Raw genomic sequence first — 22,796 nt, 5'->3', positions numbered from 1 at the left:
ATGATTGCCATGCCTTGGATTGTTATAGTTATTTGTTTTACATTTTGCACTGTAATTTGCTTACTTAATCAAGCCTATTCAAAAATTCTTTCTTTTGCTTTAACGTTGATGTTTACTCTTTTTGCTACTCTTTATTATTTTAATGGTGTAGATTGGCTGAATTATTATTACGTTTTTGACTATTTCCAAAAACAATTTGATATTAGATATGATTTATTGTTTAACACTTACTTATTTGGCATGGCAAATGTAACAGACATTTTTCAGATAGCTATTTTTATTTTTTATTTTTTTTGTTTCTACTTATTATATAGGTTGACTTTATCTAGTGTTATTGTTCTTAACGGACCAGCCTTTATCACTTGTGTCGTTATGCTAGGCGGATTATCTCTAGTTTTGGATCAGATAAGACAGTTTGCAGCAATTACGATTAGTTTTTTTGCCTGTAATAGTTTAATGCGAGATAATCGGCGGGGGTTTTATAAGTATCTTATTATTGCTGTACTATTTCACTACTCTGCAATCTTTGTATTATTGTTTAGATTTTTTTATAGAATGAGAAAGGCTCAGATCGTATTTGCAGGTGGTGCTATTATAGGTATATTTGTTTTTTTGGGCGGCGTTGTGCTTTTAAATCTGGGCCTAGTCGCAAATATTCCTGTGGTAGGTCCAGAACTTTATAGAAAAGCTACCCTTTACACACGAGATATCAATTCATTTAAGGCAGAAATTGGTTTCGGCGCATTTGTGGATGTTTTAATTATTAGCTATTATTTGGCCAAGAGGAATATGGTCGATGCCTATCTGGATAGAATGTGGTCCTTAGCATTCATTTGTTCCTGTTTCCACCTTGGTTTCTACTTTATGCCAGCATTTTCGCGATTTAACTATTTTGCTTTTATTCCTCTGGCTTATATCTTCAGTCACGCACTTACAACCCAAAGGAATAAAATGGGATTTATACCGGTTGTAGTGATAGTTAGTGCAGTCTCTATGATGATAATTATTGTAACAGCAAAAACATTCTCTGATCCAAACAGACCTTCCTGGAACGAGTATTCTGTAGATGCGGCTTTCTACAATACTAATGAATTAGATCAGTTACGAAGCAATCGTTGCGCAATGCTTCAAATCGACGCGAGTGATTTTTGTGCAGCATATTAATCACTTTTACAATAATTGCTTTAATTTGTAACATTCAGATTGAACACGAGTTTTTATTGTACCTTTAGATATCATCCTGAGTTAATATCATTAAAACATTCAAGCCGCGCATAAGTCGCAGCGACCACACCTGACAGGAGTATGTAATGTCCAAGCAACAGATCGGCGTTGTCGGTATGGCAGTGATGGGGCGCAACCTGGCGCTCAACATCGAAAGCCGTGGTTATACCGTCTCCGTTTTCAACCGCTCCCGTGATAAGACTGAAGAAGTGATTGCCGAGAATCCAGGCAAGAAACTGGTTCCTTTTTATACGGTGAAAGAGTTTGTTGAGTCTCTGGAAACGCCCCGTCGTATCCTGTTAATGGTTAAAGCGGGTGCAGGTACTGATGCTGCTATCGACTCTCTGAAACCTTTCCTCGAAAAAGGCGACATCATCATTGATGGCGGTAACACCTTCTTCCAGGACACCATTCGTCGCAACCGTGAACTGTCTGCTGAAGGCTTCAACTTCATCGGTACCGGTGTTTCCGGTGGTGAAGAGGGCGCACTGAAAGGCCCATCTATCATGCCTGGTGGTCAGAAAGAAGCCTATGAGTTGGTTGCGCCAATCCTGACCAAAATCGCTGCGGTTGCGGAAGACGGCGAGCCGTGTGTGACCTATATTGGTCCAGACGGTGCGGGCCATTATGTGAAGATGGTTCACAACGGCATCGAATACGGCGACATGCAACTCATCGCAGAAGCTTACTCTCTTCTGAAAGGCGGCCTGAACCTCTCTAACGAAGAGATGGCTGAAACCTTTACCGAGTGGAACAAAGGTGAGCTGAACAGCTACCTGATTGACATCACCAAAGATATCTTCACCAAGAAAGATGAAGAGGGTAAATACCTGGTTGATGTGATTCTGGACGAAGCTGCGAACAAAGGTACCGGTAAATGGACCAGCCAGAGCTCTCTGGATCTGGGTGAACCGCTGTCTCTGATCACCGAATCCGTATTTGCGCGTTACATTTCTTCCCTGAAAGAGCAGCGTGTTGCGGCATCCAAAGTGCTGTCTGGCCCACAGGCTAAACCCGCCGGTGACAAAGCTGAATTCGTCGAGAAAGTTCGCCGTGCTCTGTACCTGGGTAAAATCGTCTCCTACGCGCAGGGCTTCTCTCAGCTTCGTGCCGCTTCAGACGAAAACAACTGGGATCTGAACTACGGCGAAATCGCGAAGATCTTCCGTGCGGGTTGCATTATTCGCGCTCAGTTCCTGCAGAAAATTACTGATGCGTACGCTGGAAATGCCGGTATCGCGAATCTGCTGCTGGCACCGTACTTCAAGAAAATCGCGGACGAATACCAGCAGGCGCTGCGTGACGTGGTTGCTTACGCTGTGCAGAACGGTATCCCTGTACCGACCTTCTCCGCTGCGGTGGCGTACTATGACAGCTACCGTGCTGCCGTGCTGCCAGCGAACCTGATTCAGGCGCAGCGTGATTACTTCGGTGCGCATACCTATAAACGTACCGATAAAGAAGGTGTGTTCCATACCGAATGGCTGGATTAATCTGATTTAACTCAGCCTGATAATTAAGCCCGGTGATGCTCACCGGGCTTTTTTTATCACGAATAAGCCCATCTGGACTTGCTTTGTCCAGCGAGCGTCTTTCAACGCCGTATAAACCACTGCATTTTCACATTTTCGCAGCCAGGCTTTCGCCTTGACAGCCGCTCAACTTAAGAGGTAAAAACCTCAACAGTTGTTTATTGCGGTGGTGTACTTACGCCTCCTGAAACTTAAACTTGAAGAAGTTGAACGAATGAAAATAACTATCTCCGGAACAGGCTATGTAGGCCTATCAAACGGCATTCTGATCGCACAAAACCATGAAGTGGTGGCGTTGGATATCGTTCAGTCTAAAGTGGATATGCTTAATCAAAAGCAATCCCCGATTGTCGATAAAGAAATCCAGGAATACCTCGCCAACAAACCGCTGAATTTCCGTGCAACGACGGACAAAGAAGACGCCTACCGCGACGCAGATTTCGTCATCATCGCCACACCAACGGATTACGACCCTAAAACCAACTACTTCAACACTTCAACCGTGGAAGCGGTGATCAAAGATGTTATCGCAATCAACCCAAAAGCGGTGATGATCATCAAATCGACCATTCCAGTAGGCTTCACCAAATCGATTAAAGAAGAGTTGGGTATTGATAATGTCTTCTTCTCGCCAGAATTTCTGCGCGAGGGCAGGGCGTTATACGATAACCTGCATCCATCCCGTATCGTGATCGGTGAGCGTTCTGAGCGTGCGGAGCGCTTCGCCGCACTGCTGCAGGAAGGAGCAATCAAGAAAGATATTCCGGTACTGTTCACTGACTCCACCGAAGCCGAGGCAATCAAGCTCTTCGCTAATACCTATCTGGCAATGCGCGTGGCCTACTTCAACGAGCTGGACAGCTATGCAGAGAGTCTGGGCCTGAACACCCGCCAGATCATCGAAGGCGTGTGCCTCGACCCGCGTATTGGTAACCATTACAACAACCCGTCGTTTGGCTACGGCGGTTACTGCCTGCCAAAAGATACCAAACAGCTGCTGGCAAACTATCAGGCGGTGCCTAACAATTTGATTTCCGCGATTGTGGATGCCAACCGCACGCGTAAAGACTTCATTTCTGATTCCATTCTCGCGCGTCAGCCAAAAGTGGTGGGTGTCTATCGTCTGATCATGAAGAGCGGTTCTGATAACTTCCGCGCCTCTTCCATTCAGGGGATCATGAAGCGTATTAAGGCGAAAGGCGTGCAGGTCATTATCTATGAACCAGCGATGCAGGAAGACGAGTTCTTCCACTCCCGTGTGGTTCGCGATCTGGACGCTTTCAAGAAAGAAGCGGATGTGATTATCTCGAACCGTATGGCGGAAGAGCTGGCAGACGTGGCGGATAAGGTTTATACCCGCGATCTGTTTGGTAGCGACTAATCTCCTTTCTACCGCACATAAAAAACCCGGCTCATGCGCCGGGTTTTTTTGTATTAAACCTTATAGAAATTACGGTACCAGTCGACAAAGTTTTTCACTCCGTCTTTTACCGAGGTCTGCGGTTTAAATCCAATGACGTCATACAACGCCTTCGTATCGGCGCTGGTTTCCAGCACGTCACCGGGCTGGATGGGCATCATGTTTTTTTCTGCCTTTTTACCTAACGCATCTTCCAGCGCGGTAATGTAATCCATCAATTCGACAGGCGAGCTGTTACCGATGTTGTAGACGCGATACGGCGCGGAGCTGGTCGCTGGCGAACCGGTCTCAACGGTCCAGTTCGCATCAGCCTGAGGGATCACATCCTGCAGGCGGATGATCGCTTCAGCGATATCATCGATGTAGGTGAAGTCACGCTTCATCTTGCCGTAGTTGTAGACATCGATACTCTTGCCTTCAATCATCGCTTTGGTGAACTTGAACAGCGCCATGTCCGGGCGTCCCCACGGACCGTACACGGTAAAGAAACGCAGGCCCGTCGTGGGCAGGTTGTACAGGTGGGAATAGGTATGCGACATCAGTTCATTGGCTTTTTTGGTCGCGGCATAAAGTGAGACAGGGTGATCGACCGAATCGTCAGTCGAAAAAGGCATCTTGCGATTCAGACCGTAAACGGAGCTGGAAGACGCATACAGAAGATGTTGTACCTTATGATGGCGACAGCCTTCCAGCACGTTGAGGTGCCCTACCAGGTTGGCATCAGCATAGGCGTGAGGATTTTCAAGCGAGTAGCGTACGCCTGCCTGTGCGGCCAGGTGGATGACGCGATCAAATTTCTCACGGGCGAACAGTGCTGCCATGCCTTCACGATCGGCCAAGTCCAGCTTGTGTAAGGTGAAATTGCCAGATGTCAGCAGATCCAGACGTGCCAGCTTAAGATTGACATCATAGTAGTCATTTAGATTATCAATCCCCACAACATGGTGTCCTGCATCCAACAAGCGCTTGCTGACATTTGAACCAATAAATCCCGCCACGCCCGTAACCAAAAATTTCATACCTTTCCTCGTTAACTTTTCGGTCTAATTGATGCCGGAAGCATCAGAACTGCTATATGATAGCGCGTTAGACGTGAGTTACATAACCAATCTTTCCGATATAACTCATCGGATTCTTATAGAAAAATTGCCAGTAACAGATACACTATACTTTATGATTATTTTTGCCCTTTTTATTCGTTAGGGACAGTATGACGCAAAACAACAATAACCCGGTCACGCGTAGCAATGACCTGGAGCAACTTGATTTCATCGATTTAGTGATGCAACTGTGGCGTGGAAAGTTGATTATTGGAGCTTTTGTCGCAGTTTTTATCATCCTTGCAGGTATCTATATCAGTGTAGTAGAAGAAAAGTGGACATCGTCGGCCATCATCTCACAGCCTGATGCGGCGCAAATCGCGACGTACTCGAATGCTTTAAACATACTTTATGGCGGTGCAGCCCCCTCAATGCTCGATATTCAAACCAGAGTGATTGGACGTTTCAACTCTTCTTTCTCTGCTTTATCTCAGGCACTTGAAAACCAGGAAATTCCGGAAAAGCTGACGATTGAGCAGGCAGTTAAAGGACAATCATTGCCATTAAGTGTCTCTTATACCGGGGAATCTGCGGAGGCTGCTCAGAAGCAGCTGGCCCAATATATTCAACAGGTAGACGAGCAGACGGCGAAAGAACTGGCGCTTGACCTAAAAGATAACATTAAGCAGCAGATCACAACCCTGAATGACTCCCTGGAGAACCAGGAGAAAGTCTCTCAGGAGCAAAAAGATTTGCGTATCAAACAGATTACGGAAGCGCTGAAGAACGCAGAAGCAGCGAAAATCACCTCTCCACAGATTCAGCAAACTCAGGACGTGACGCAGGAAACCATGTTCCTGCTGGGCAGCGAAGCGTTAAAATCGATGATTGAAAACGAAGCTTCACGTCCGCTGGTGTTCTCTGGAGCGTACTATCAGACTAAGCAGAACTTGCTGGATATCGAGAAGTTGAATGTTAACCCGGACACCATTCATGTCTATCGCTATGTCATGAAACCGGATCTGCCTGTTTATCGTGACAGTCCGAAAAAGGCCATCACTCTGATCCTTGCTGTCCTGCTTGGCGGGATTATCGGTTCAGGTGTGGTGTTGGGTCGCAACGCGTTGCGGAACTACAAACCAAAAGCGTGATTCTCATCAGATAAAAAAACCGGGGACATTCCCCGGTTTTTTTATTTATGTCTCTTACGTAGATTCTCAATCACCGCCGTCAAATCCAGCTCCTGATCCTGCAGCAGTACCAGCAGGTGATACATCAAATCCGACGCCTCGTTCGTCAGCTCCTCGCGGTCATGCACAGTCGCGGCCAGTGCTGTCTCAACGCCTTCTTCCCCTACCTTTTGCGCAATACGTTTAGTCCCGCTGGCGTACAGCTTAGCCGTATATGAACTCTCAGGATCCGCCGTTTTACGCTCAGCGAGTAACTGTTCCAGCTGATACAGGAACAGCCACTGGTGGCTTGCATCGCCGAAGCAGCTGCTGGTCCCTTTGTGGCAGGTTGGGCCGATCGGATTCGCCAGCACCAGAAGCGTATCGTTATCGCAGTCCGGCGTAATGCTGACCACATTCAGGAAATGGCCAGAGGTTTCCCCTTTGGTCCACAGGCGTTGTTTGGTACGCGAGAAAAAGGTGACCTTGCCGCTGTCGATGGTTTTGGTTAGTGCATCCTGGTTCATATATCCCAGCATCAGCACTTCACCTGAGACGGCATGCTGTACAACCACCGGCAGTAATCCGTCAGTTTTTTCCCAGTCCAGTTGTGCCTGTTGTTGCTCTGTTAACATACCCTGATCTCCACGCCCTGGTCGGCCAGGTACGTTTTTAACTCACCAATATTAATAATCTGTTTGTGGAACACGGAGGCCGCCAGCGCGCCGTCAACGTTTGCATCGCGGAAGGATTCGAGGAAGTGTTCCATGGTGCCTGCACCGCCGGAAGCAATCAGCGGTACGTGGCAAACCGCGCGGACTTTTTTCAGCTGCTCGAGGTCGTAGCCGTTACGCACGCCGTCCTGGTTCATCATGTTCAGCACAATTTCGCCTGCGCCACGTTTCTGGACTTCCTGCACCCAGTCCAGCGTCTCCCATTGGGTTACGCGGGTCCGGCTTTCATCGCCGGTGTACTGGTTGACATGGTATTTACCCGTTGCGGCGTCATACCAGGTGTCGATCCCCACGACAATGCACTGTACGCCAAAGCGATCGGCCAGACGGGTAATCAGCTCCGGGTCTGCCAAAGCAGGGGAGTTAATGGAAATCTTATCGGCACCAAAGGAGAGAATTTTTGCCGCGTCTTCCGCAGATTTAATCCCGCCTGCCACGCAGAAGGGAATATCAATCACTTCTGCCACGCGCGCCACCCAGCTTTTATCCACGACGCGGCCATCGCTGGAGGCGGTGATATCGTAAAACACCAGCTCATCTGCGCCTTCTTCAGCGTAGCGTTTTGCCAGCGGGACGATATCGCCAATGATTTCGTGGTTGCGGAACTGCACGCCTTTCACTACCTGGCCGTCACGTACGTCCAGGCAAGGGATTATCCGTTTTGCCAGCATTGAATCGCCTCCGTCACAGTAAATTTACCTTCCAGCAGGGCCCTGCCCACAATCACGCCCTGTACACCCGTTCCGCGCAGCGCGGCAATATCAGCGATATCACCAATACCCCCCGATGACTGGAAGGCCACCTGCGGATAACGCGCGCAGACTTCTTGGTATAAAGAAACGTTAGAGCCTGCCAGCGTGCCGTCGCGGGAGATATCGGTGCACAGCACGTGCTTCAGGCCAACGGGCAGATACCTCTCGACCAGCTCTTCCAGCGTCACCCCGGAATTTTCCTGCCAGCCGCTGACTGCAACCTGCTTGTTACCCTGTTCGTCGATACGAACATCCAGCGCCAGCACCAGCGCGTCAGCGCCAAAGCGGCGGAACCAGGCTTTAACCTTTTCAGGATCGTTAACGGCAGTCGAGCCGACGACCACCCGCACCACGCCAGCGTCCAGCAGCGCCGCAACGTCATCTTCCGTACGCACGCCACCGCCTACCTGGACCGGCACATCTACGCCGGCCACCAGTTTTTTAAGAAGTGGGATTTGACGTTTTGTCGGATCTTTTGCGCCAGTCAAATCCACCAGGTGCAGCACCTGCGCGCCCTGGGCAGCATAATCCTGCAGACGTGGCAAGGGGTCGTTACCGTAGTCGCGTTGCTGCCCGTAATCGCCCTGATGGAGACGGACAACCGTGCCGTCGATTAAATCTAAAGCGGGAATAATCATTACATCTCCAGGAAGTTTTTCAGCAACTGTGCACCTGCGGCACCGGAGCGTTCCGGGTGAAACTGCACGCCGAAGAAGTTATCTTTCTGCACCGCCGCGGTAAATGCTTCGCCGTAATTGCACTGGGCAATGGTGTACGGATTTACCGGCATGGCGTAGCTGTGCACGAAGTAAAAATAGGCCCCGTCTTCAATGCCGCGAAACAGTCTGTCACCGGCTTTGGCATAAACACGGTTCCAGCCCATGTGCGGCAGAGGCAGACCGTGATCGGTCATTTTCGGCACGTCTTCGTCGATAATCCCGAGCAGATCAACGCCGTTACTCTCTTCACTGCGTCGGCCCAGCAGCTGCATGCCGAGACAAATTCCCAGCACCGGTTGAGTACAGGCTTTGATGAGACTCACCAGCTCACGCTCGTGGATCTGATCCATCGCCGCCTGCGCTGTCCCTACGCCGGGCAGAAAAAGCTTATCGGCGCGCAGTACGACGTCCGGGTCGCGACTCACGTCCGGTGCATAGCCGTGACGGGCAATTGCCGATTTTACGGAGTTCAGGTTGGCGCATCCGGTATCCAGAATCACCACATTCATTACAGCACTCCTTTCGATGAGGGCAGGGCGTCACCTTCCACACGAATCGCCTGGCGAAGGGTACGGCCAAAGGCTTTGAACAGGCTTTCCACGCGGTGGTGGTCGTTCTTGCCCTTGGTCTTGAGGTGCAACGTCAGGCCCATGGTGTAGGACAATGAACGGAAGAAGTGTTCAACCATTTCGGTGCTGAGGTCGCCCACGCGCTGGTAGGTGAAATCCGCTTTGTATTCCAGGTGTGGGCGCCCGGAGATATCCATTGCGCAGCGCGCCAGGCACTCGTCCATCGGCAGCACAAAACCAAAACGGTTGATGCCGCGTTTGTCGCCGAGTGCCAGTTTCAGCGCTTCACCCAGCGCCAGGCCGGTATCCTCCACGGTGTGGTGATCGTCGATATACAAATCGCCTTTCACGGCGATCTCCATGCGGAAACCACCATGGGTCGCGATCTGGTCCAGCATATGGTCAAAGAAACCCACACCGGTGTGGATCTTGCTGCCGCCTTCACGATCCAACCAGACCTTAACGTCGATTTGCGTCTCTTTGGTGTTGCGCTCAACGTGCGAGTAGCGGTCACGCTGGGTCAACTGCTCACCAATTTTTGCCCAGTTAAGGGTGGAACGGTCATAGCGCAGCCCGGAGATACCCATGTTCTCCGCCAGTGTAATATCGGTCATGCGATCGCCAATGACATAGCTATTGGCTTTATCCAGCACGTCATCCGTCAGGTAGCGTTCGACCAGCTTTACCTTCGGCTTGCGGCAGTCACATTCATCGGCAGGCAGGTGTGGGCAGATCAGCACCTCATCAAATTCAACGCCCTGAGAGGTCAGCACCTGCATCATCAGGTTATGTGGGCCGTCAAAATCCGCCTGCGGGAAACTGTCGGTACCCAGCCCGTCCTGGTTAGTGATCATCACCAGCTTATAGCCGGCTTTCTGCAGCTTGAGCAGCACCGGGATTACATCGGGTTCAAAAGCCAGTTTGTCGAAACGATCGACCTGAAAATCGGTTGGCGGCTCCGAAATAAGGGTACCGTCACGATCGATAAAGAGGGTCTTCTTGCTCATACTTTCTCCGCTTTCAGGGCGTCAATCACGCGCTGACTCTCTGCACGGGTGCCTACGGTAATACGCAAACAGCCGCTTAAGGATGGTTGTTTATTTTGGTCTCGTAAGATAATGCCCTGATCCCATAAAGATTTAAATACGGCACTCGACGCGGTAAAGCGTACCAGGATGTAGTTGGTTTCAGAGTCGAATACCTGCTCCACGCAGGGAATATCTTTCAGGGCAGTGACCAGATACTGCCGTTCTTCAAGGATTTGTGCCACGCGTTCGCGCATCGCCTTGATCCCCTGAGGGGCCAAAGCCTGCGCCGCAATGTCGGCAACCGGCGTAGAGAGGGGATATGGCGCAATCACTTTCATCAGCAGGTCGATGACTTCTTTATTGGCCAGCGTAAAGCCGCAGCGCAGGCCAGCGAGAGCGAAAGCTTTTGACAGCGTACGCAGTACAACCAGGTGCGGGTACTCCTCGAGCCAGCCAGCCAGCGTCGCCTGCGGGCAGAACTCAATATAGGCTTCGTCAGCCACCACCAGCGCTTTACCGCGCGTCATCTCCAGCAGGGTTCGAATGTCCTGCGGGTTGATAATCTGCCCGGTCGGGTTATTTGGACTGCAGACGAACACCACTTTCACGCCGTCAAGATTGTCGGCAATCCCCTGCAGATCGAGCTGCCAGTCTTCCAGCGAAAGCACGTTACGGCACGCCACGCCAAAGGTTTCTGCGCTGACGCTGTACATTCCGTAGGTTGGCTGGCAGTACATCACCGCGTCTTTACCCGGTTCGCAGAAGGCTCGAATCAGCAGTTCAATGCCTTCATCTGCCCCCCGGCTGACCAGCACCTGCTCAGGCTTTACGCCTGCGTACCGGGCGTAATTTTCGATAACCGCTTTCGGCTGGCATTCCGGATAGCGGTTCAGCGTTTGCTGCGACAGCTCGAACTGTACGGCCGTCGGGTATTCGTTGGCGTTCAGCCAGACATCACCGTTGCCACCCAAACGACGAGCAGACTGATAAGGCGTCAGGCGACGGACATTTTCGCGGGCTAATTCTTCAATGCTCATGCTTGCTCCTTCAGGGCTGCAACGCGCAGCGTAACGGCGTTTTTGTGGGCGGTCAGACGTTCGGCGGCGGCCAGGGTCTCAATGGTGGAGGCCAGAGAGGCAAACCCCTCGCGGGACAGCTCCTGTACGGTCATGCGTTTCTGGAAATCCGCCAGCCCGAGGCTCGAACAGGTTGATGTATAGCCGTAGGTTGGCAGAACGTGGTTGGTGCCGGAAGCGTAATCGCCGGCGGATTCCGGTGACCAGTCGCCAAGGAAGACCGAACCTGCGCTGGTAATGCTGTCAACCAGATCGCGCGCATTGCGGGTCTGGATAATCAGGTGTTCCGGGCCGTACTGGTTGGAGATGGCAATGCACTGCGCCAGATCGCGCGCCACAATCAGGCGGCTTGCTGAGAGTGCCTGGCGTGCCGTGTCGGCGCGCGGCAGGTCGGCAAGCTGACGTTCAACGGCTTCACCCACGCGTTTTGCCATATCCGCATCCGGCGTCAGCAAAATAACCTGTGAGTCCGGGCCATGTTCTGCCTGGGATAACAGATCGGAGGCGACGAAGTCCGGCGTTGCACCGCTGTCGGCAATCACCAGTACCTCAGAAGGACCGGCAGGCATATCAATTGCGGCACCGTCCAGACGCTGGCTGACCTGACGCTTTGCTTCGGTCACATACGCGTTGCCCGGGCCAAAAATTTTGTCCACTTTAGGAATGGATTCGGTACCAAACGCCAGCGCGGAAATTGCCTGTGCACCCCCCACTTTATACACCGCCTGTACGCCACACAGTTTTGCCGCATAGAGAATTTCATCGGCAATCGGAGGCGGCGAGCACAGTACTACTTTCTGACAACCGGCGATGCGTGCCGGGGTTGCCAGCATTAATACGGTAGAGAACAGCGGGGCGGAACCACCGGGGATGTAAAGCCCCACCGACGCAACCGGACGCGTGACCTGCTGGCAGCGTACGCCGGGCACGGTTTCCACATCGACCGCCTGCAATATCTGCGCGGTGTGGAAGGTATCAATGTTTTTCACCGCGACGGCCATCGCCTGTTTGATCTCGTCACCGAGGCGGCTTTCCGCGTCCGTGATTTCCTGTTCGGTTACCTTTAAAGCGCCAACCTCGGTTTTATCAAACTTTGCGCTGTATTCCCGCAGCGCATCGTCGCCACGGGCTTTGACGTTATCAAGGATCTCGGCCACGGTGCGGGTAATGCTTTCTGAGGCAGAAATCGCCGGACGCATCAGCAGCGCGCGCTGTTGTTCTTGCGAACAATCGTTCCAGTTGATGATTGTGTTAAAGCTCATGGCCATCACTCCATCATTTTCTCAATTGGCAGCACCAGAATTGAGCTTGCGCCCAGCGCCTTCAGTTTTTCCATGGTTTCCCAGAACAGGGTTTCGCTACTGACCATGTGCATGGCGACGCGCTGCTGGTCACCGGCCAGAGGCAGGATGGTCGGGCGCTCTGCGCCCGGCAGCAGGGCAATGACCTCATCAAGACGTTCGGTTGGCGCGTGCATCATGATGTATTTCGATTCACGGGCCTGAATCACGCCCTGAATACGGGTCAGCAGTTTGTCGATCAGCTGTTGTTTCGCATCGGCCATTTCGCCGTCGCGCTGGATAAGGCACGCTTTGGAGCGGTAAATCACTTCCACTTCGCGCAGACCGTTCGCTTCCAGCGTGGCGCCCGTAGAGACGAGGTCACAGATGGCGTCAGCCAGACCCGCGCGCGGTGCCACCTCAACAGAGCCGTTCAGCAGGCAGGATTTAAACTGCACGCCTTTCTGATCCAGGTAACGTTTCAACAGGTGAGGGTAGGAGGTGGCGATACGCTTGCCGTTCAGCGCGGCCGGGCCGTCCCAGGCTTCATCGACAGGCGTGGCCAGCGACAGGCGGCAGCCACCGAAGTCCAGACGACGCAGGGTAAAATAGCGTGGATCTTCACCCTGGGCACGGCGGGTCAGGAGCTCTTCTTCCAGCACGTTTTCACCGATGATGCCGAGGTCAACAACGCCATCCATCACGAGGCCGGGAATATCGTCATCACGCACGCGCAGAATGTCGATGGGCATATTTTCAGCCAGGGCAATCAGGCGCTGGGTGTGCAGGTTGATTTTAATCCCGCAGCGGGCGAGCAGTTCGCGTGAATCATCACTCAAACGGCCTGATTTTTGAATAGCTATGCGTAAACGTGAGTTATCTAACATTCTGTTTTCCTCGTTAACCTGTTTTAACCTGTCTGAATTTGGTCCAAAAAAAAGCCCCCGGAAGAAGATCTTCCGGGGGCTTTTTCATGCGTTCATGCACCACTGGAAGATCCAAACGTCTTCCAGCACACATCGCCTGAAAGACTAGTCAGGATGATGGTGATGATGGTGGTGTTTAAATTGAACGCGTGTCATAAAATTCTCGATGAATGCTTATTCATTTGATGTCTTTTAACCTAAACCAGTTGTATGACTGATTGCAAGGGCTTTTTTTGATCATTAATTCATTTCATATTGACGCTATGAATTGTGTGTTCTGCCGGGCTGGCGTAGCCTTAAGAAAGACGAGTAAAAGTCAGGAGAATTCGCATGAAAAAGGTCGCGATTGTCGGTTTAGGTTGGCTGGGAATGCCGCTGGCGATGTCATTAGCCGCAAAAGGCTGGCAGGTGACCGGAAGCAAAACCACGGCGGATGGGGTAGAAGCGGCGCGCATGTGCGGTATTGACGGCGTCGAGCTGCGTCTGGAACCCGAACTGGTGTGTGATGCTGACGATCTGGACACGCTGATGAACGTTGATGCGCTGGTGATTACGTTACCGGCACGGCGCAGTGGCCCGGGCGAATCATTTTATCTGCAGGCGATGCAGGAGATTGTCGACAGCGCGCTGGCGCATCACGTCCCACGCATTATTTTTACCAGCTCAACCTCGGTCTACGGCGATGTTGACGGCGTGGTGAAGGAGACCTCTGAGCGTCATCCCGTTACCGCGAGCGGTAAAGTGCTGAAAGAGCTGGAAGACTGGCTGCATCATCTTCCCGGCACCCAGGTCGATATTGTACGGCTGGCAGGTCTGGTTGGCCCCGGACGACATCCAGGGCGCTTCTTCGCGGGAAAATCCGCGCCAGACGGACAACATGGCGTCAATCTTGTGCATCTTGATGACGTAATTGCCGCAATAGAACTACTCTTACAGGCTCCAAAAGGTGGGCACATCTATAATATATGTGCGCCTTCTCATCCAGCGCGTAGCACGTTTTACCCGCTGATGGCACGCCAGCTGGGTCTGGTTCCGCCTGTTTTTGGTGAAGCAAAGGACGAAAGTAAAGGCAAAATTGTTGATGGCAATCGCATTTGTCATGAGCTGGGGTTTGAGTATCAATATCCCGATCCGCTGGTGATGCCGATGGAATAAGTTTCTCAGCGGAAACGATCGCACACCGGAAGGGGGCGAACATGAAACCGCTGCTGGATGTTCTTATTATTCTGGATGCACTGGAAAAAGAGGGGAGCTTTGCCGCTGCTTCGGCAAAGCTCTTCAAAACCCCGTCGGCGCTGAGCTATACCGTTCATAAACTGGAAAGCGATCTTAATATCCAGATCCTCGATCGCTCTGGCCACCGCGCCCGTTTTACCCGTACCGGGCAGATGCTGCTGGAGAAGGGGCGCGACGTCCTGCATACCGTTCGCGAACTGGAAAAACAGGCCGTCAAACTGCACCAGGGATGGGAGAACGAACTGGTCATCGGCGTTGATGATACTTTTCCGTTTTCTCTTCTGACGCCGCTGATTGAGGCGTTCTATCAGCACCACAGCGTAACCCGGTTAATCTTCATTAATGGCGTGCTGGGCGATTCATGGGATGCCTTAACTCAGGGCAGGGCCGATATTTTTGTCGGTGCGCTGCATGAACCGCCCCAGTTAAGTGATTTCGGTTTCGCCCGGCTGGGTGTGCTGGAGCAGGTTTTCGCCGTCGCGCCACACCATCCGCTCGCGCAGGAGCCGGAACCCCTTAACCGGCGCACGATTAAAGGCTACCGCGCCATTGTGGTCGGTGACAGCTCGCGTCCCGACTGTGCGGCCTCCACGCAGTTGCTTGATGAGCAGGAGGCGATCACGGTGTTCGACTATAAAACCAAGCTGGAGCTGCAAATCAGTGGCCTGGGGTGCGGCTATTTACCCCGCTATCTGGCACAGCGGTTTTTAGACAGCGGTGCGCTTGTTGAAAAACAGGTGCTTGCACAAAGCAGCAATGAATCGGTGTGGGTCGGCTGGAATGAACAAACTGCGGGGCTGGCAAGTGCCTGGTGGCGGGACGAAATTTTAGCAAATACTGCTATTGCTGCCGTTTACTCGCAAAGCAGCGTCGAGAAATCAGCCAGTTAGAAAAAAGAAAATCGCCCCGGGCGTTGCAAAGTATTGCCTTTTGTATCCGATGTGGGGCAAAATGCGCCGCTGCAACCAAATGAATAATCGACGATATAAAAGGCGTCGGTTATTTTTTTTTGCACGTATGAAACGAAACTAAAAACCAAGAGGCCGGGCTTCGTACCGGATAGATATTTACTAAAATCCGACAGTTGTTGTCGCTGAGGAATACAGAAATGGGGCAATTTTTCGCTTACGTGGCGGTTATCACCGTAAAGGAGAATAACTATGTCGCATAACGCAACTCCAAACACCTCTCGCGTGGAATTACGTAAAACCCTTACGTTAGTTCCGGTTGTTATGATGGGCCTTGCCTATATGCAGCCAATGACGCTGTTCGATACATTCGGTATCGTATCAGGCCTCACAGACGGTCATGTGCCGACGGCTTACGCCTTCGCACTGATTGCGATCCTCTTTACCGCGCTGAGCTACGGTAAACTGGTCCGTCGCTATCCGTCTGCCGGTTCCGCCTACACCTACGCCCAGAAATCCATCAGCCCGACCGTTGGCTTTATGGTGGGCTGGTCTTCGCTGCTCGACTATCTGTTCGCGCCGATGATCAACATTCTGCTGGCTAAAATTTATTTTGAAGCACTGGTGCCGTCGATCCCTTCGTGGATGTTCGTCGTGGCGCTGGTGGCCTTTATGACGGCGTTCAACCTGCGCAGCATCAAGTCCGTTGCGAACTTTAACTCCGTTATTGTTGTGCTTCAGGTCATCCTGATTGCCGTGATTCTGGGCATGGTTATCTTTGGTGTCTTCCACGGTGAAGGCGCAGGTACCCTGGCGAGCAGCAAGCCTTTCTGGTCTGGTGATGCGCATGTGATCCCGATGATTACCGGGGCAACCATTCTGTGCTTCTCCTTTACCGGTTTTGACGGCATCAGCAACCTGTCTGAAGAGACCAAGGACGCAGAGCGTGTTATCCCGCGTGCTATCTTCCTGACGGCGCTGATTGGTGGTCTGATCTTTATCTTTGCGACCTACTTCCTGCAGCTGTACTTCCCGGATATCTCTCGCTTTAAGGATCCGGATGCCTCTCAGCCAGAAATTATGCTCTACGTGGCGGGTAAAGCGTTCCAGGTTGGCGCGTTGATCTTCTCCACCATCACGGTACTGGCATCCGGCATGGCCGCGCACGCAGGCGTTGCACGTCTGATGTATGTAATGGGTCGTGACGGCGTATTCCCGAAAAGCTTCTTCGGCTACGTTCACCCAACCTGGCGTACGCCGGCGATGAACATCATCCTGGTCGGCGCTATTGCTCTGCTGGCGATTAACTTTGACCTGGTGATGGCAACTGCGCTGATTAACTTCGGTGCGCTGGTGGCGTTCACCTTTGTTAACCTGTCGGTTATTTCTCAGTTCTGGATCCGTGAAAAGCGTAATAAAACGCTGAAAGACCACTTCCAGTATCTGTTCCTGCCGATGTGTGGTGCGCTGACCGTGGGTGCGCTGTGGGTTAACCTGGAAGAGAGTTCCATGGTGCTTGGCCTGATTTGGGCGGGTATCGGCCTGGTTTACCTGGCGTGCGTCACGAAGAGCTTCCGTAACCCGGTTCCTCAGTACGAAGACGTTGCGTAAGAACTAAGTAAAAAAAAACCGGAGACCATCGCCTCCGGTTTTTTTTCGCCCAAAATCTGTCAGACGATTTCCTGCGCATACTGATACAGCGCTTTTAACAGCGCCTGCTTTTCAGCATTTCCTTCATACTGGCTATACAGCATCTCCAGCTCCTGCGCGTAGCTCTGCAGAAACTCCGGTGTAAACACATGACGACGATGCTGAAGCCAGCGCGCCTGTTCGGTTTCATCCAGCGTTCCAGGATAGTTGCGCGCGCGATAATTAAACATCAGTTTTTCGATACGTGCGTCCGCGAAGGTAATATCCAGCGCGGGTAAGTTACGCGGTTCGGTTTGCAGAACAATATTCATTGCCGCACGGTCTGCGTCGCTGAAAAAGCCGTTGTACAGCTGCGCATCGACGTTGTCTGACGGAACAAAGGGTTCGGCTTCGGCAAAGATCGCCACCGCTTTCTCACGCACCTGCGGGTTTTCACGCAGCACCTTGAGGTTATCCAGGCAACGCTGACGGTTAATCCCCAGCCTGTCGGCATCCTCTGCGCGCAGCGTATTGGCCTGGGCCAGGACCGGACATTTATTGATATGGACCAGTTTGACCGGCACCGCGGGCAGATCGCCGAGTTCATCTTTCGGGGTATAGAGCCGTTCGCGCAGCGTATCGCTGTCGAGATCGAGCAGCGGTGTAATATCACCGGCTAAATCCACCATAATCACGGCATTACGGTTATCCGGATGCCAGGCCAGCGGTGCGACCCAACTGGTATTGCCGCGCCAGGCGCCAAACATACCGGAGATATGCACCAGCGGTTTCATCTGCGGCACATCAATCAGCGTGGTGAGTTTCTGCTTGCTGCGGTGGGTCAGCAGATAGTCAAACAGCCGTGGCTGAGCGGCTTTTACCAGCTTTGCCATAGCAATGGTGGCGTAGACATCGGCCATCGCATCGTGGGCATTACTGTGCTCAATACCGTTTGCACGCGTCAGGTGTTCCAGTCTGAAGCTCGGCAGCCCTTCATCATTCTCAGGCCAGTTGATGCCTTCCGGGCGCAGCGCATAGCAGGCACGCATAATGTCGAGCAAATCCCAGCGCGAGTTGCGGTTCTGCCAGCTCCAGGCATAAGGATCGTAGAAGTTGCGGTAGAAGATATTGCGCGTCACTTCGTCATCGAAACGGATGTTGTTGTAACCGACCACGCAGGTATTCGGGACGGTGAACAGGTCGTGAATGCGCCGGGCGAATGCGGCCTCGTTCACGCCTTTGTCCCGGGCTTCCTGTGGGGTGATCCCGGTGACCATTACCGCGCCGGGCTGGGGCAGGTAGTCATCGGCCGGCTTACAGTAAAAGACCTCAGGCTCGCCAATGATGTTGAATTCATCGTCGGTACGGATGGCCGCAAACTGTGCCGGTCTATCCAGCGCCGGGTGGGTGCCAAAGGTTTCGTAGTCGTGGAACAAAAATGTAGGGCGCGCGGCTGAATCAGACACCAGTAATACCATCCTGTTAAAAAATGACGTCTCTATGGTAAACGATCGTGCAGGTCAGTCCGAATAAAAAGCGCCATCACCGTGCAAATTTGCGAGGCCGCTTCAGCGTAAAATCTGCTTTCTGTCACATTTTTTTGCAATTAAGCCAGGTAACGACAACAGAACTCCCGTAAAAAGGTCATCGATTTTTAATGACCTGAGGATATACCGTTGAAACGCCGTCTGTTTATTGCTGTTTCTTTACTCGCTTCGAGTGTCTCTTCTGCCTTCGCGGCCGATCCGCTGGATTTTTCGCCGCAGCCTCCGGCCATTCAGGCGGGCTCCTGGGTGCTAATGGATTACACGACTGGTCAGATCTTAACGGCGGGCAACGAACATCAACAACGTAATCCGGCGAGCCTGACCAAGCTGATGACGGGCTACGTTGTCGATCGGGCCATCGACAGCCACCGCATTACCCCGGATGACATCGTTACCGTTGGCCGCGACGCGTGGGCAAAAGGGAACCCGGTGTTTGAAGGATCGTCGCTGATGTTCCTGAAAGAGGGCGATCGCGTCTCGGTGCGTGACCTGAGCCGTGGACTGATTGTGGATTCCGGTAACGACGCCTGCGTGGCGCTGGCGGATCACGTAGCGGGTGGTCAGCCGCAGTTTGTGAAGATGATGAACGACTATGTACAAAAGCTGAACCTGCGCGATACCCACTTTGAAACCGTCCACGGTCTGGACGCGCCGGGCCAGCACAGCTCTGCCTATGACCTGGCCGTGCTCTCCCGGGCTATCATTCACGGCGAGCCAGAGTTCTACCATATGTACAGCGAAAAGAGCCTTACCTGGAACGGGATCACCCAGCAAAACCGTAACGGCCTGCTGTGGGATAAAACCATGAACGTTGATGGCCTGAAAACGGGGCACACGTCGGGAGCGGGCTTTAACCTGATTGCGTCAGCGGTTGACGGTCAGCGTCGTTTAATCGCGGTGGTGATGGGCGCTGACAGCCCGAAAGGGCGTGAGGAACAGGCCCGGAAGCTGCTGCACTGGGGGCAGCAGAACTTTGATACGGTGCAGATCCTGCATAACGGCAAAAAAGTGGGAACAGAGCGTATCTGGTACGGCGATAAAGAGCAGGTGGAACTGGGCACCGACCAGGATTTCTGGCTGGCCTTGCCTAAAACAGAAGTTCCTAACATCAAAGCCAAGTACGTGCTGGATAAAAAAGAGCTGGAAGCGCCGATTGCGGCTCATCAGCGGGTAGGGGAAATCCAGCTTTACGATCGTGACAAAGTCGTGGCGCACTGGCCGCTGGTGACGCTCGAAGCGGTGAATAAAGGCGGCCTCTTCTCCCGTCTGAGCGATTATCTGCATCACACGCTGTAACGGCCTGCGTTAAAGCTCATGAGCAGACTGGCGCGGTTGCGAGTCTGCTCACATAATAAACACTCCTCGTTTGCTGAACAGTTAAAACCTGCTTTATAGTGTATAAATATACAGTAATAAAAGGAGGCAGCATGGACTACAGCATCAAGCAGCAACAGAAACGTAAAATCGCCGGCTTTCATCTGGTCGGGCCGTGGGACAAAACGGTAAAACAGGGCTTCGAACAGTTAGTCATGTGGGTGGATGGACGTCACATTCAGCCGCTGGAGTGGGTTGCGGTTTACTACGATAATCCGGACGAGGTCCCGGCAGAAAAATTGCGCTGTGACACGGCCGTAACGGTACCGGACGATTTTGTCATTCCTGAAAACAGCGAAGGCGTCATGATGACGGAAATCGCCGCTGGAGAGTATGCGGTGGCGACGGCGCGCGTTGAAAACCATGACTTCGCGACCCCATGGAACCAGTTCTTTAATTCCCTCTTGCAGGACAACAGCTACCAGATGGCCCCTAAACCCTGCTTCGAGCGCTACCTTAATGATGGTAACGCGGACGGTTACTGGGACATCGAAATGTATATTGGTGTAGAGCACAAAGCCGGTTAAGCCTGGTTATTACAGGGTTTTTCAGCCGGGTGTGATCCGCCCGGCTGAAAACACAGTACAATTGTGATTTGCCCTGTAGCTGGAGAGCGGGTGTGCGTCCCGACAAATCATTAACCCCTTTTGAAATTCGTCTGTACAAACACTACCGCGTGGTACATGGGTGCCGTATCGCGCTGGCCTTTGTGTTGACGTTTGTGCTGGTTCGTTTGCTGGATGTTCCTGAGGGAACATGGCCGCTTATCACGCTGGTGGTCGTGATGGGGCCTATTTCGTTCTGGGGGAACGTTGTTCCACGCGCCTTCGAGCGCATTGGCGGTACCGTTTTAGGCTCTGCCCTGGGGCTTATCGCGCTGAAGCTTGAGCTTATCTCGTTTCCGGTTATGTTGATCTGGTGCGGTGCCGCGATGTTCCTTTGCGGCTGGCTGGCTTTAGGCAAAAGGCCCTATCAGGCGCTGCTGATTGGTATCACGCTGTCGGTGGTGGTCGGTGCACCGGCGGGGGATATGACGACTGCCCTGTGGCGAAGCGGGGACGTTATCCTCGGCTCACTGCTGGCTATGCTCTTTACCGGCATCTGGCCACAGCGTGCTTTTCTGCACTGGCGTATTCAGATGGCTAACTATGTCACCGCATTCAACCGTGTCTATCAGGCCGGATTTTCCCCTAACCTGGTTGAACGTCCCCGGCTGGAAAAACATCTGCAAACGATCCTCAACGATGTGGTCAGGATGCGCGGGCTGATTACCCCGGCCAGCAAAGAAACCCATATCCAGAAATCCATTTTCGAAGCCATTCAGACGGTAAGCCGCAATCTGGTATGCATGCTTGAGTTGCAAATCAACGCGCACTGGGCTTCTCGTCCCAGCCACCTTTTAATGCTCAACGCCCATACCTTAAAAGAGACGCAGCAGATGACGCAGCAAACGCTGTTGACCATCGCCCACGCGCTTTATGAAGGTAACCCGCAGCCCATCCTGGCGAACAGTGAACGTCTGAATGAGATCGTTGCGGAGCTGAAGCAGTTAATGAATGAGCGTCAGAGCGATAACGTTGCGGAAACGCCTATTCATGGTTATGTCTGGCTGAGTATGGAGCTGGCGCGGCAGCTGGAGCTACTGTCGCATCTCATTTGCCGGGCGCTGCGCAAATAAAGAGCAGCTATCTCCATATGTGACGCCTGCTGCTTCGATTCAGCATCAATTGGGGTTATGATAGCTTTAAACGATATACTCATTGTCATTCGCAGCCGCTGTCAGTAAGGTTATTGTTACAACGGTTGCTTTAACGAATCCGAATCTCACATTATCAGGGGTGTAAAAATGGAAACTACCAAGCCTTCGTTCCAGGATGTTCTGGAATTCGTCCGCCTGTTCCGCCGCAAAAACAAACTGCAGCGTGAAATCCAGGACGTTGAGAAGAAGATCCGTGACAACCAGAAACGTGTCCTGCTGCTCGATAACCTGAGCGACTACATCAAGCCAGGCATGAGCGTTGAGGCTATTCAGGGCATCATCGCCAGCATGAAGAGCGACTACGAAGACCGCGTTGATGACTACATCATCAAAAACGCTGAGCTGTCTAAAGAACGCCGTGATATCTCCAAGAAACTGAAAGTAATGGGCGAAATCAAAAACGGTGAAGCCAAAAGCGAGTAATCGCCGATGAATACAAAAAAGGCTCTCTGGTGACAGAGAGCCTTTTTTATTACGCAGTACGCGGCTGTAGCTGATAAATCCAGGCGTTGACCTGTTTTCCATGCGGCGTGGTCACATTGACCTCAACCCGATCGTAGCCGTCTTCAAATTCGTCCAGCATTGGCCAGTGTGCACTCAGGCTATCAGAGATAAACAGAAAGCCCTCCACGCGTGGGCCGTCCGGATGCAGCACTATCCCCGGAAAATCTGCCGCCGCGCCCCAGCCACGTTCGTAAAACGTCCCGGTGACAAAACCGGCCTGCCATTCGCCACCGATGTTTTCAAGAATATGTGCATTCGCGTGACCCGGGCGTAGCGTGCCGTAGACAAACAGAGCGTTCATTTTCCCTCACCAGCAAAGCAAAAAGCCTGCTATAAAAGCAGGCTTTTTAAATTTGGCTCCTCTGACTGG

24 protein-coding genes and 1 other annotated feature are annotated in these 22,796 nt (G+C 52.2%); of the genes, 12 read left to right on the top strand and 12 right to left on the bottom strand.

From position 1 onward, the window contains the following. From QLG09_RS00120 to ugd, 3 genes are all read left to right on the top strand, one after another. A complete protein-coding gene (locus QLG09_RS00120; RefSeq protein WP_073396107.1) occupies positions 1-1,164 on the top strand; it encodes an EpsG family protein in 1,164 nt (387 codons plus the stop codon). 146 nt (positions 1,165-1,310) lie between these two features. Then, positions 1,311-2,717, top strand: a complete 1,407-nt coding sequence (gene gndA, locus QLG09_RS00115; protein ID WP_073396105.1) for an NADP-dependent phosphogluconate dehydrogenase — start codon at positions 1,311-1,313, stop codon at positions 2,715-2,717. Between the two features lie 253 nt (positions 2,718-2,970). Continuing rightward, a complete protein-coding gene (ugd, locus tag QLG09_RS00110; protein ID WP_042716014.1) occupies positions 2,971-4,137 on the top strand; it encodes a UDP-glucose 6-dehydrogenase in 1,167 nt (388 codons plus the stop codon). Between the two features lie 53 nt (positions 4,138-4,190). On the opposite strand, the gene QLG09_RS00105 is transcribed toward ugd, so the two are convergent. Then, complete coding sequence (locus QLG09_RS00105) at positions 4,191-5,195, bottom strand: NAD-dependent epimerase (protein WP_073396104.1); 1,005 nt, start codon at positions 5,193-5,195, stop codon at positions 4,191-4,193. A gap of 191 nt (positions 5,196-5,386) precedes the next feature. Here QLG09_RS00105 and wzzB point away from each other — a divergent pair, with 191 nt between their 5' ends. Further along, entirely contained in the window at positions 5,387-6,367 is a 981-nt protein-coding gene (gene wzzB / locus QLG09_RS00100; RefSeq protein WP_078774584.1) for an LPS O-antigen chain length determinant protein WzzB, read from the top strand. A gap of 41 nt (positions 6,368-6,408) precedes the next feature. Here the strand turns inward: wzzB and hisIE are convergent, their stop codons facing one another. The 9 genes from hisIE to hisL form a co-directional block, all read right to left on the bottom strand. Next, positions 6,409-7,020 carry a bifunctional phosphoribosyl-AMP cyclohydrolase/phosphoribosyl-ATP diphosphatase HisIE gene (hisIE, locus tag QLG09_RS00095; RefSeq protein WP_014170795.1) on the bottom strand — a complete coding sequence of 204 codons (612 nt, stop codon included), beginning with the start codon at positions 7,018-7,020 and terminating at the stop codon, positions 6,409-6,411. Next, positions 7,014-7,790: an imidazole glycerol phosphate synthase subunit HisF gene (gene hisF / locus QLG09_RS00090; RefSeq protein WP_138614299.1), complete on the bottom strand. Its 777-nt coding sequence runs from the start codon at positions 7,788-7,790 to the stop codon at positions 7,014-7,016. Before hisF ends, hisIE begins: the two co-directional genes overlap by 7 nt. After that, positions 7,772-8,509 carry a 1-(5-phosphoribosyl)-5-[(5-phosphoribosylamino)methylideneamino]imidazole-4-carboxamide isomerase gene (gene hisA / locus QLG09_RS00085; protein WP_282488658.1) on the bottom strand — a complete coding sequence of 246 codons (738 nt, stop codon included), beginning with the start codon at positions 8,507-8,509 and terminating at the stop codon, positions 7,772-7,774. The genes hisF and hisA overlap by 19 nt, the downstream gene beginning before the upstream one ends. After that, positions 8,509-9,099, bottom strand: coding sequence for an imidazole glycerol phosphate synthase subunit HisH (hisH, locus tag QLG09_RS00080; protein ID WP_020883288.1), 591 nt, complete (start codon positions 9,097-9,099; stop codon positions 8,509-8,511). The genes hisA and hisH overlap by 1 nt, the downstream gene beginning before the upstream one ends. Then, the gene (gene hisB / locus QLG09_RS00075) at positions 9,099-10,166 is read right to left on the bottom strand and encodes a bifunctional histidinol-phosphatase/imidazoleglycerol-phosphate dehydratase HisB (RefSeq protein WP_282488657.1); all 1,068 of its coding nucleotides are present in this window, start codon (positions 10,164-10,166) and stop codon (positions 9,099-9,101) included. Before hisB ends, hisH begins: the two co-directional genes overlap by 1 nt. Next, positions 10,163-11,224 carry a histidinol-phosphate transaminase gene (gene hisC / locus QLG09_RS00070; RefSeq protein ID WP_032678504.1) on the bottom strand — a complete coding sequence of 354 codons (1,062 nt, stop codon included), beginning with the start codon at positions 11,222-11,224 and terminating at the stop codon, positions 10,163-10,165. The genes hisB and hisC overlap by 4 nt, the downstream gene beginning before the upstream one ends. Then, the gene (hisD, locus tag QLG09_RS00065; RefSeq protein WP_079232036.1) at positions 11,221-12,525 is read right to left on the bottom strand and encodes a histidinol dehydrogenase; all 1,305 of its coding nucleotides are present in this window, start codon (positions 12,523-12,525) and stop codon (positions 11,221-11,223) included. Before hisD ends, hisC begins: the two co-directional genes overlap by 4 nt. A 5-nt stretch (positions 12,526-12,530) precedes the next feature. Next, complete coding sequence (gene hisG, locus QLG09_RS00060) at positions 12,531-13,430, bottom strand: ATP phosphoribosyltransferase (protein ID WP_000886595.1); 900 nt, start codon at positions 13,428-13,430, stop codon at positions 12,531-12,533. A 45-nt stretch (positions 13,431-13,475) separates the two neighbouring features. After that, positions 13,476-13,599: a sequence feature (His leader region), on the bottom strand. After that, positions 13,575-13,625, bottom strand: coding sequence for a his operon leader peptide (hisL, locus tag QLG09_RS00055; RefSeq protein WP_001364200.1), 51 nt, complete (start codon positions 13,623-13,625; stop codon positions 13,575-13,577). (Overlaps the previous feature by 25 nt.) Positions 13,626-13,799: 174 nt before the next feature. On the opposite strand from hisL, the gene QLG09_RS00050 reads away from it, so the two are divergent. From QLG09_RS00050 to plaP, 4 genes are all read left to right on the top strand, one after another. Further along, positions 13,800-14,624: an SDR family oxidoreductase gene (locus QLG09_RS00050; RefSeq protein WP_014170788.1), complete on the top strand. Its 825-nt coding sequence runs from the start codon at positions 13,800-13,802 to the stop codon at positions 14,622-14,624. A gap of 41 nt (positions 14,625-14,665) precedes the next feature. After that, positions 14,666-15,595, top strand: coding sequence for a LysR substrate-binding domain-containing protein (locus tag QLG09_RS00045; protein ID WP_282488656.1), 930 nt, complete (start codon positions 14,666-14,668; stop codon positions 15,593-15,595). A gap of 218 nt (positions 15,596-15,813) precedes the next feature. Beyond that, positions 15,814-15,876, top strand: a complete 63-nt coding sequence (yoeI, locus tag QLG09_RS00040; protein ID WP_099458931.1) for a membrane protein YoeI — start codon at positions 15,814-15,816, stop codon at positions 15,874-15,876. After that, positions 15,866-17,224 (top strand): putrescine/proton symporter PlaP, encoded by a 1,359-nt coding sequence (plaP, locus tag QLG09_RS00035; protein ID WP_014170786.1) that lies wholly within the window; start codon positions 15,866-15,868, stop codon positions 17,222-17,224. Before yoeI ends, plaP begins: the two co-directional genes overlap by 11 nt. A gap of 59 nt (positions 17,225-17,283) precedes the next feature. Here plaP and sbcB read toward each other — a convergent pair whose 3' ends face one another. Next, entirely contained in the window at positions 17,284-18,711 is a 1,428-nt protein-coding gene (sbcB, locus tag QLG09_RS00030; protein ID WP_169809771.1) for an exodeoxyribonuclease I, read from the bottom strand. A 207-nt stretch (positions 18,712-18,918) separates the two neighbouring features. On the opposite strand from sbcB, the gene dacD reads away from it, so the two are divergent. From dacD to QLG09_RS00010, 4 genes are all read left to right on the top strand, one after another. Next, positions 18,919-20,085 carry a serine-type D-Ala-D-Ala carboxypeptidase DacD gene (gene dacD, locus QLG09_RS00025; protein ID WP_014170783.1) on the top strand — a complete coding sequence of 389 codons (1,167 nt, stop codon included), beginning with the start codon at positions 18,919-18,921 and terminating at the stop codon, positions 20,083-20,085. Between the two features lie 131 nt (positions 20,086-20,216). Continuing rightward, complete coding sequence (sbmC, locus tag QLG09_RS00020) at positions 20,217-20,690, top strand: DNA gyrase inhibitor SbmC (RefSeq protein WP_032678501.1); 474 nt, start codon at positions 20,217-20,219, stop codon at positions 20,688-20,690. Positions 20,691-20,782: 92 nt separating this feature from the next. Then, on the top strand, positions 20,783-21,841 hold the full coding sequence (locus QLG09_RS00015; RefSeq protein ID WP_020883296.1) for an FUSC family protein: 1,059 nt from the start codon (positions 20,783-20,785) through the stop codon (positions 21,839-21,841). 168 nt (positions 21,842-22,009) lie between these two features. Then, the gene (locus tag QLG09_RS00010) at positions 22,010-22,345 is read left to right on the top strand and encodes a DUF496 family protein (RefSeq protein ID WP_008499467.1); all 336 of its coding nucleotides are present in this window, start codon (positions 22,010-22,012) and stop codon (positions 22,343-22,345) included. Positions 22,346-22,394: 49 nt separating this feature from the next. Here the strand turns inward: QLG09_RS00010 and QLG09_RS00005 are convergent, their stop codons facing one another. Beyond that, positions 22,395-22,727, bottom strand: a complete 333-nt coding sequence (locus QLG09_RS00005) for a gamma-glutamylcyclotransferase family protein (protein WP_063858300.1) — start codon at positions 22,725-22,727, stop codon at positions 22,395-22,397. Positions 22,728-22,796: the final 69 nt, after the last annotated feature.

The organism is Enterobacter sp. V89_11 (assembly GCF_029967775.1).
Lineage (GTDB): Bacteria > Pseudomonadota > Gammaproteobacteria > Enterobacterales > Enterobacteriaceae > Enterobacter > Enterobacter ludwigii.
This window is presented reverse-complemented; position numbering and strand designations above follow the sequence as displayed.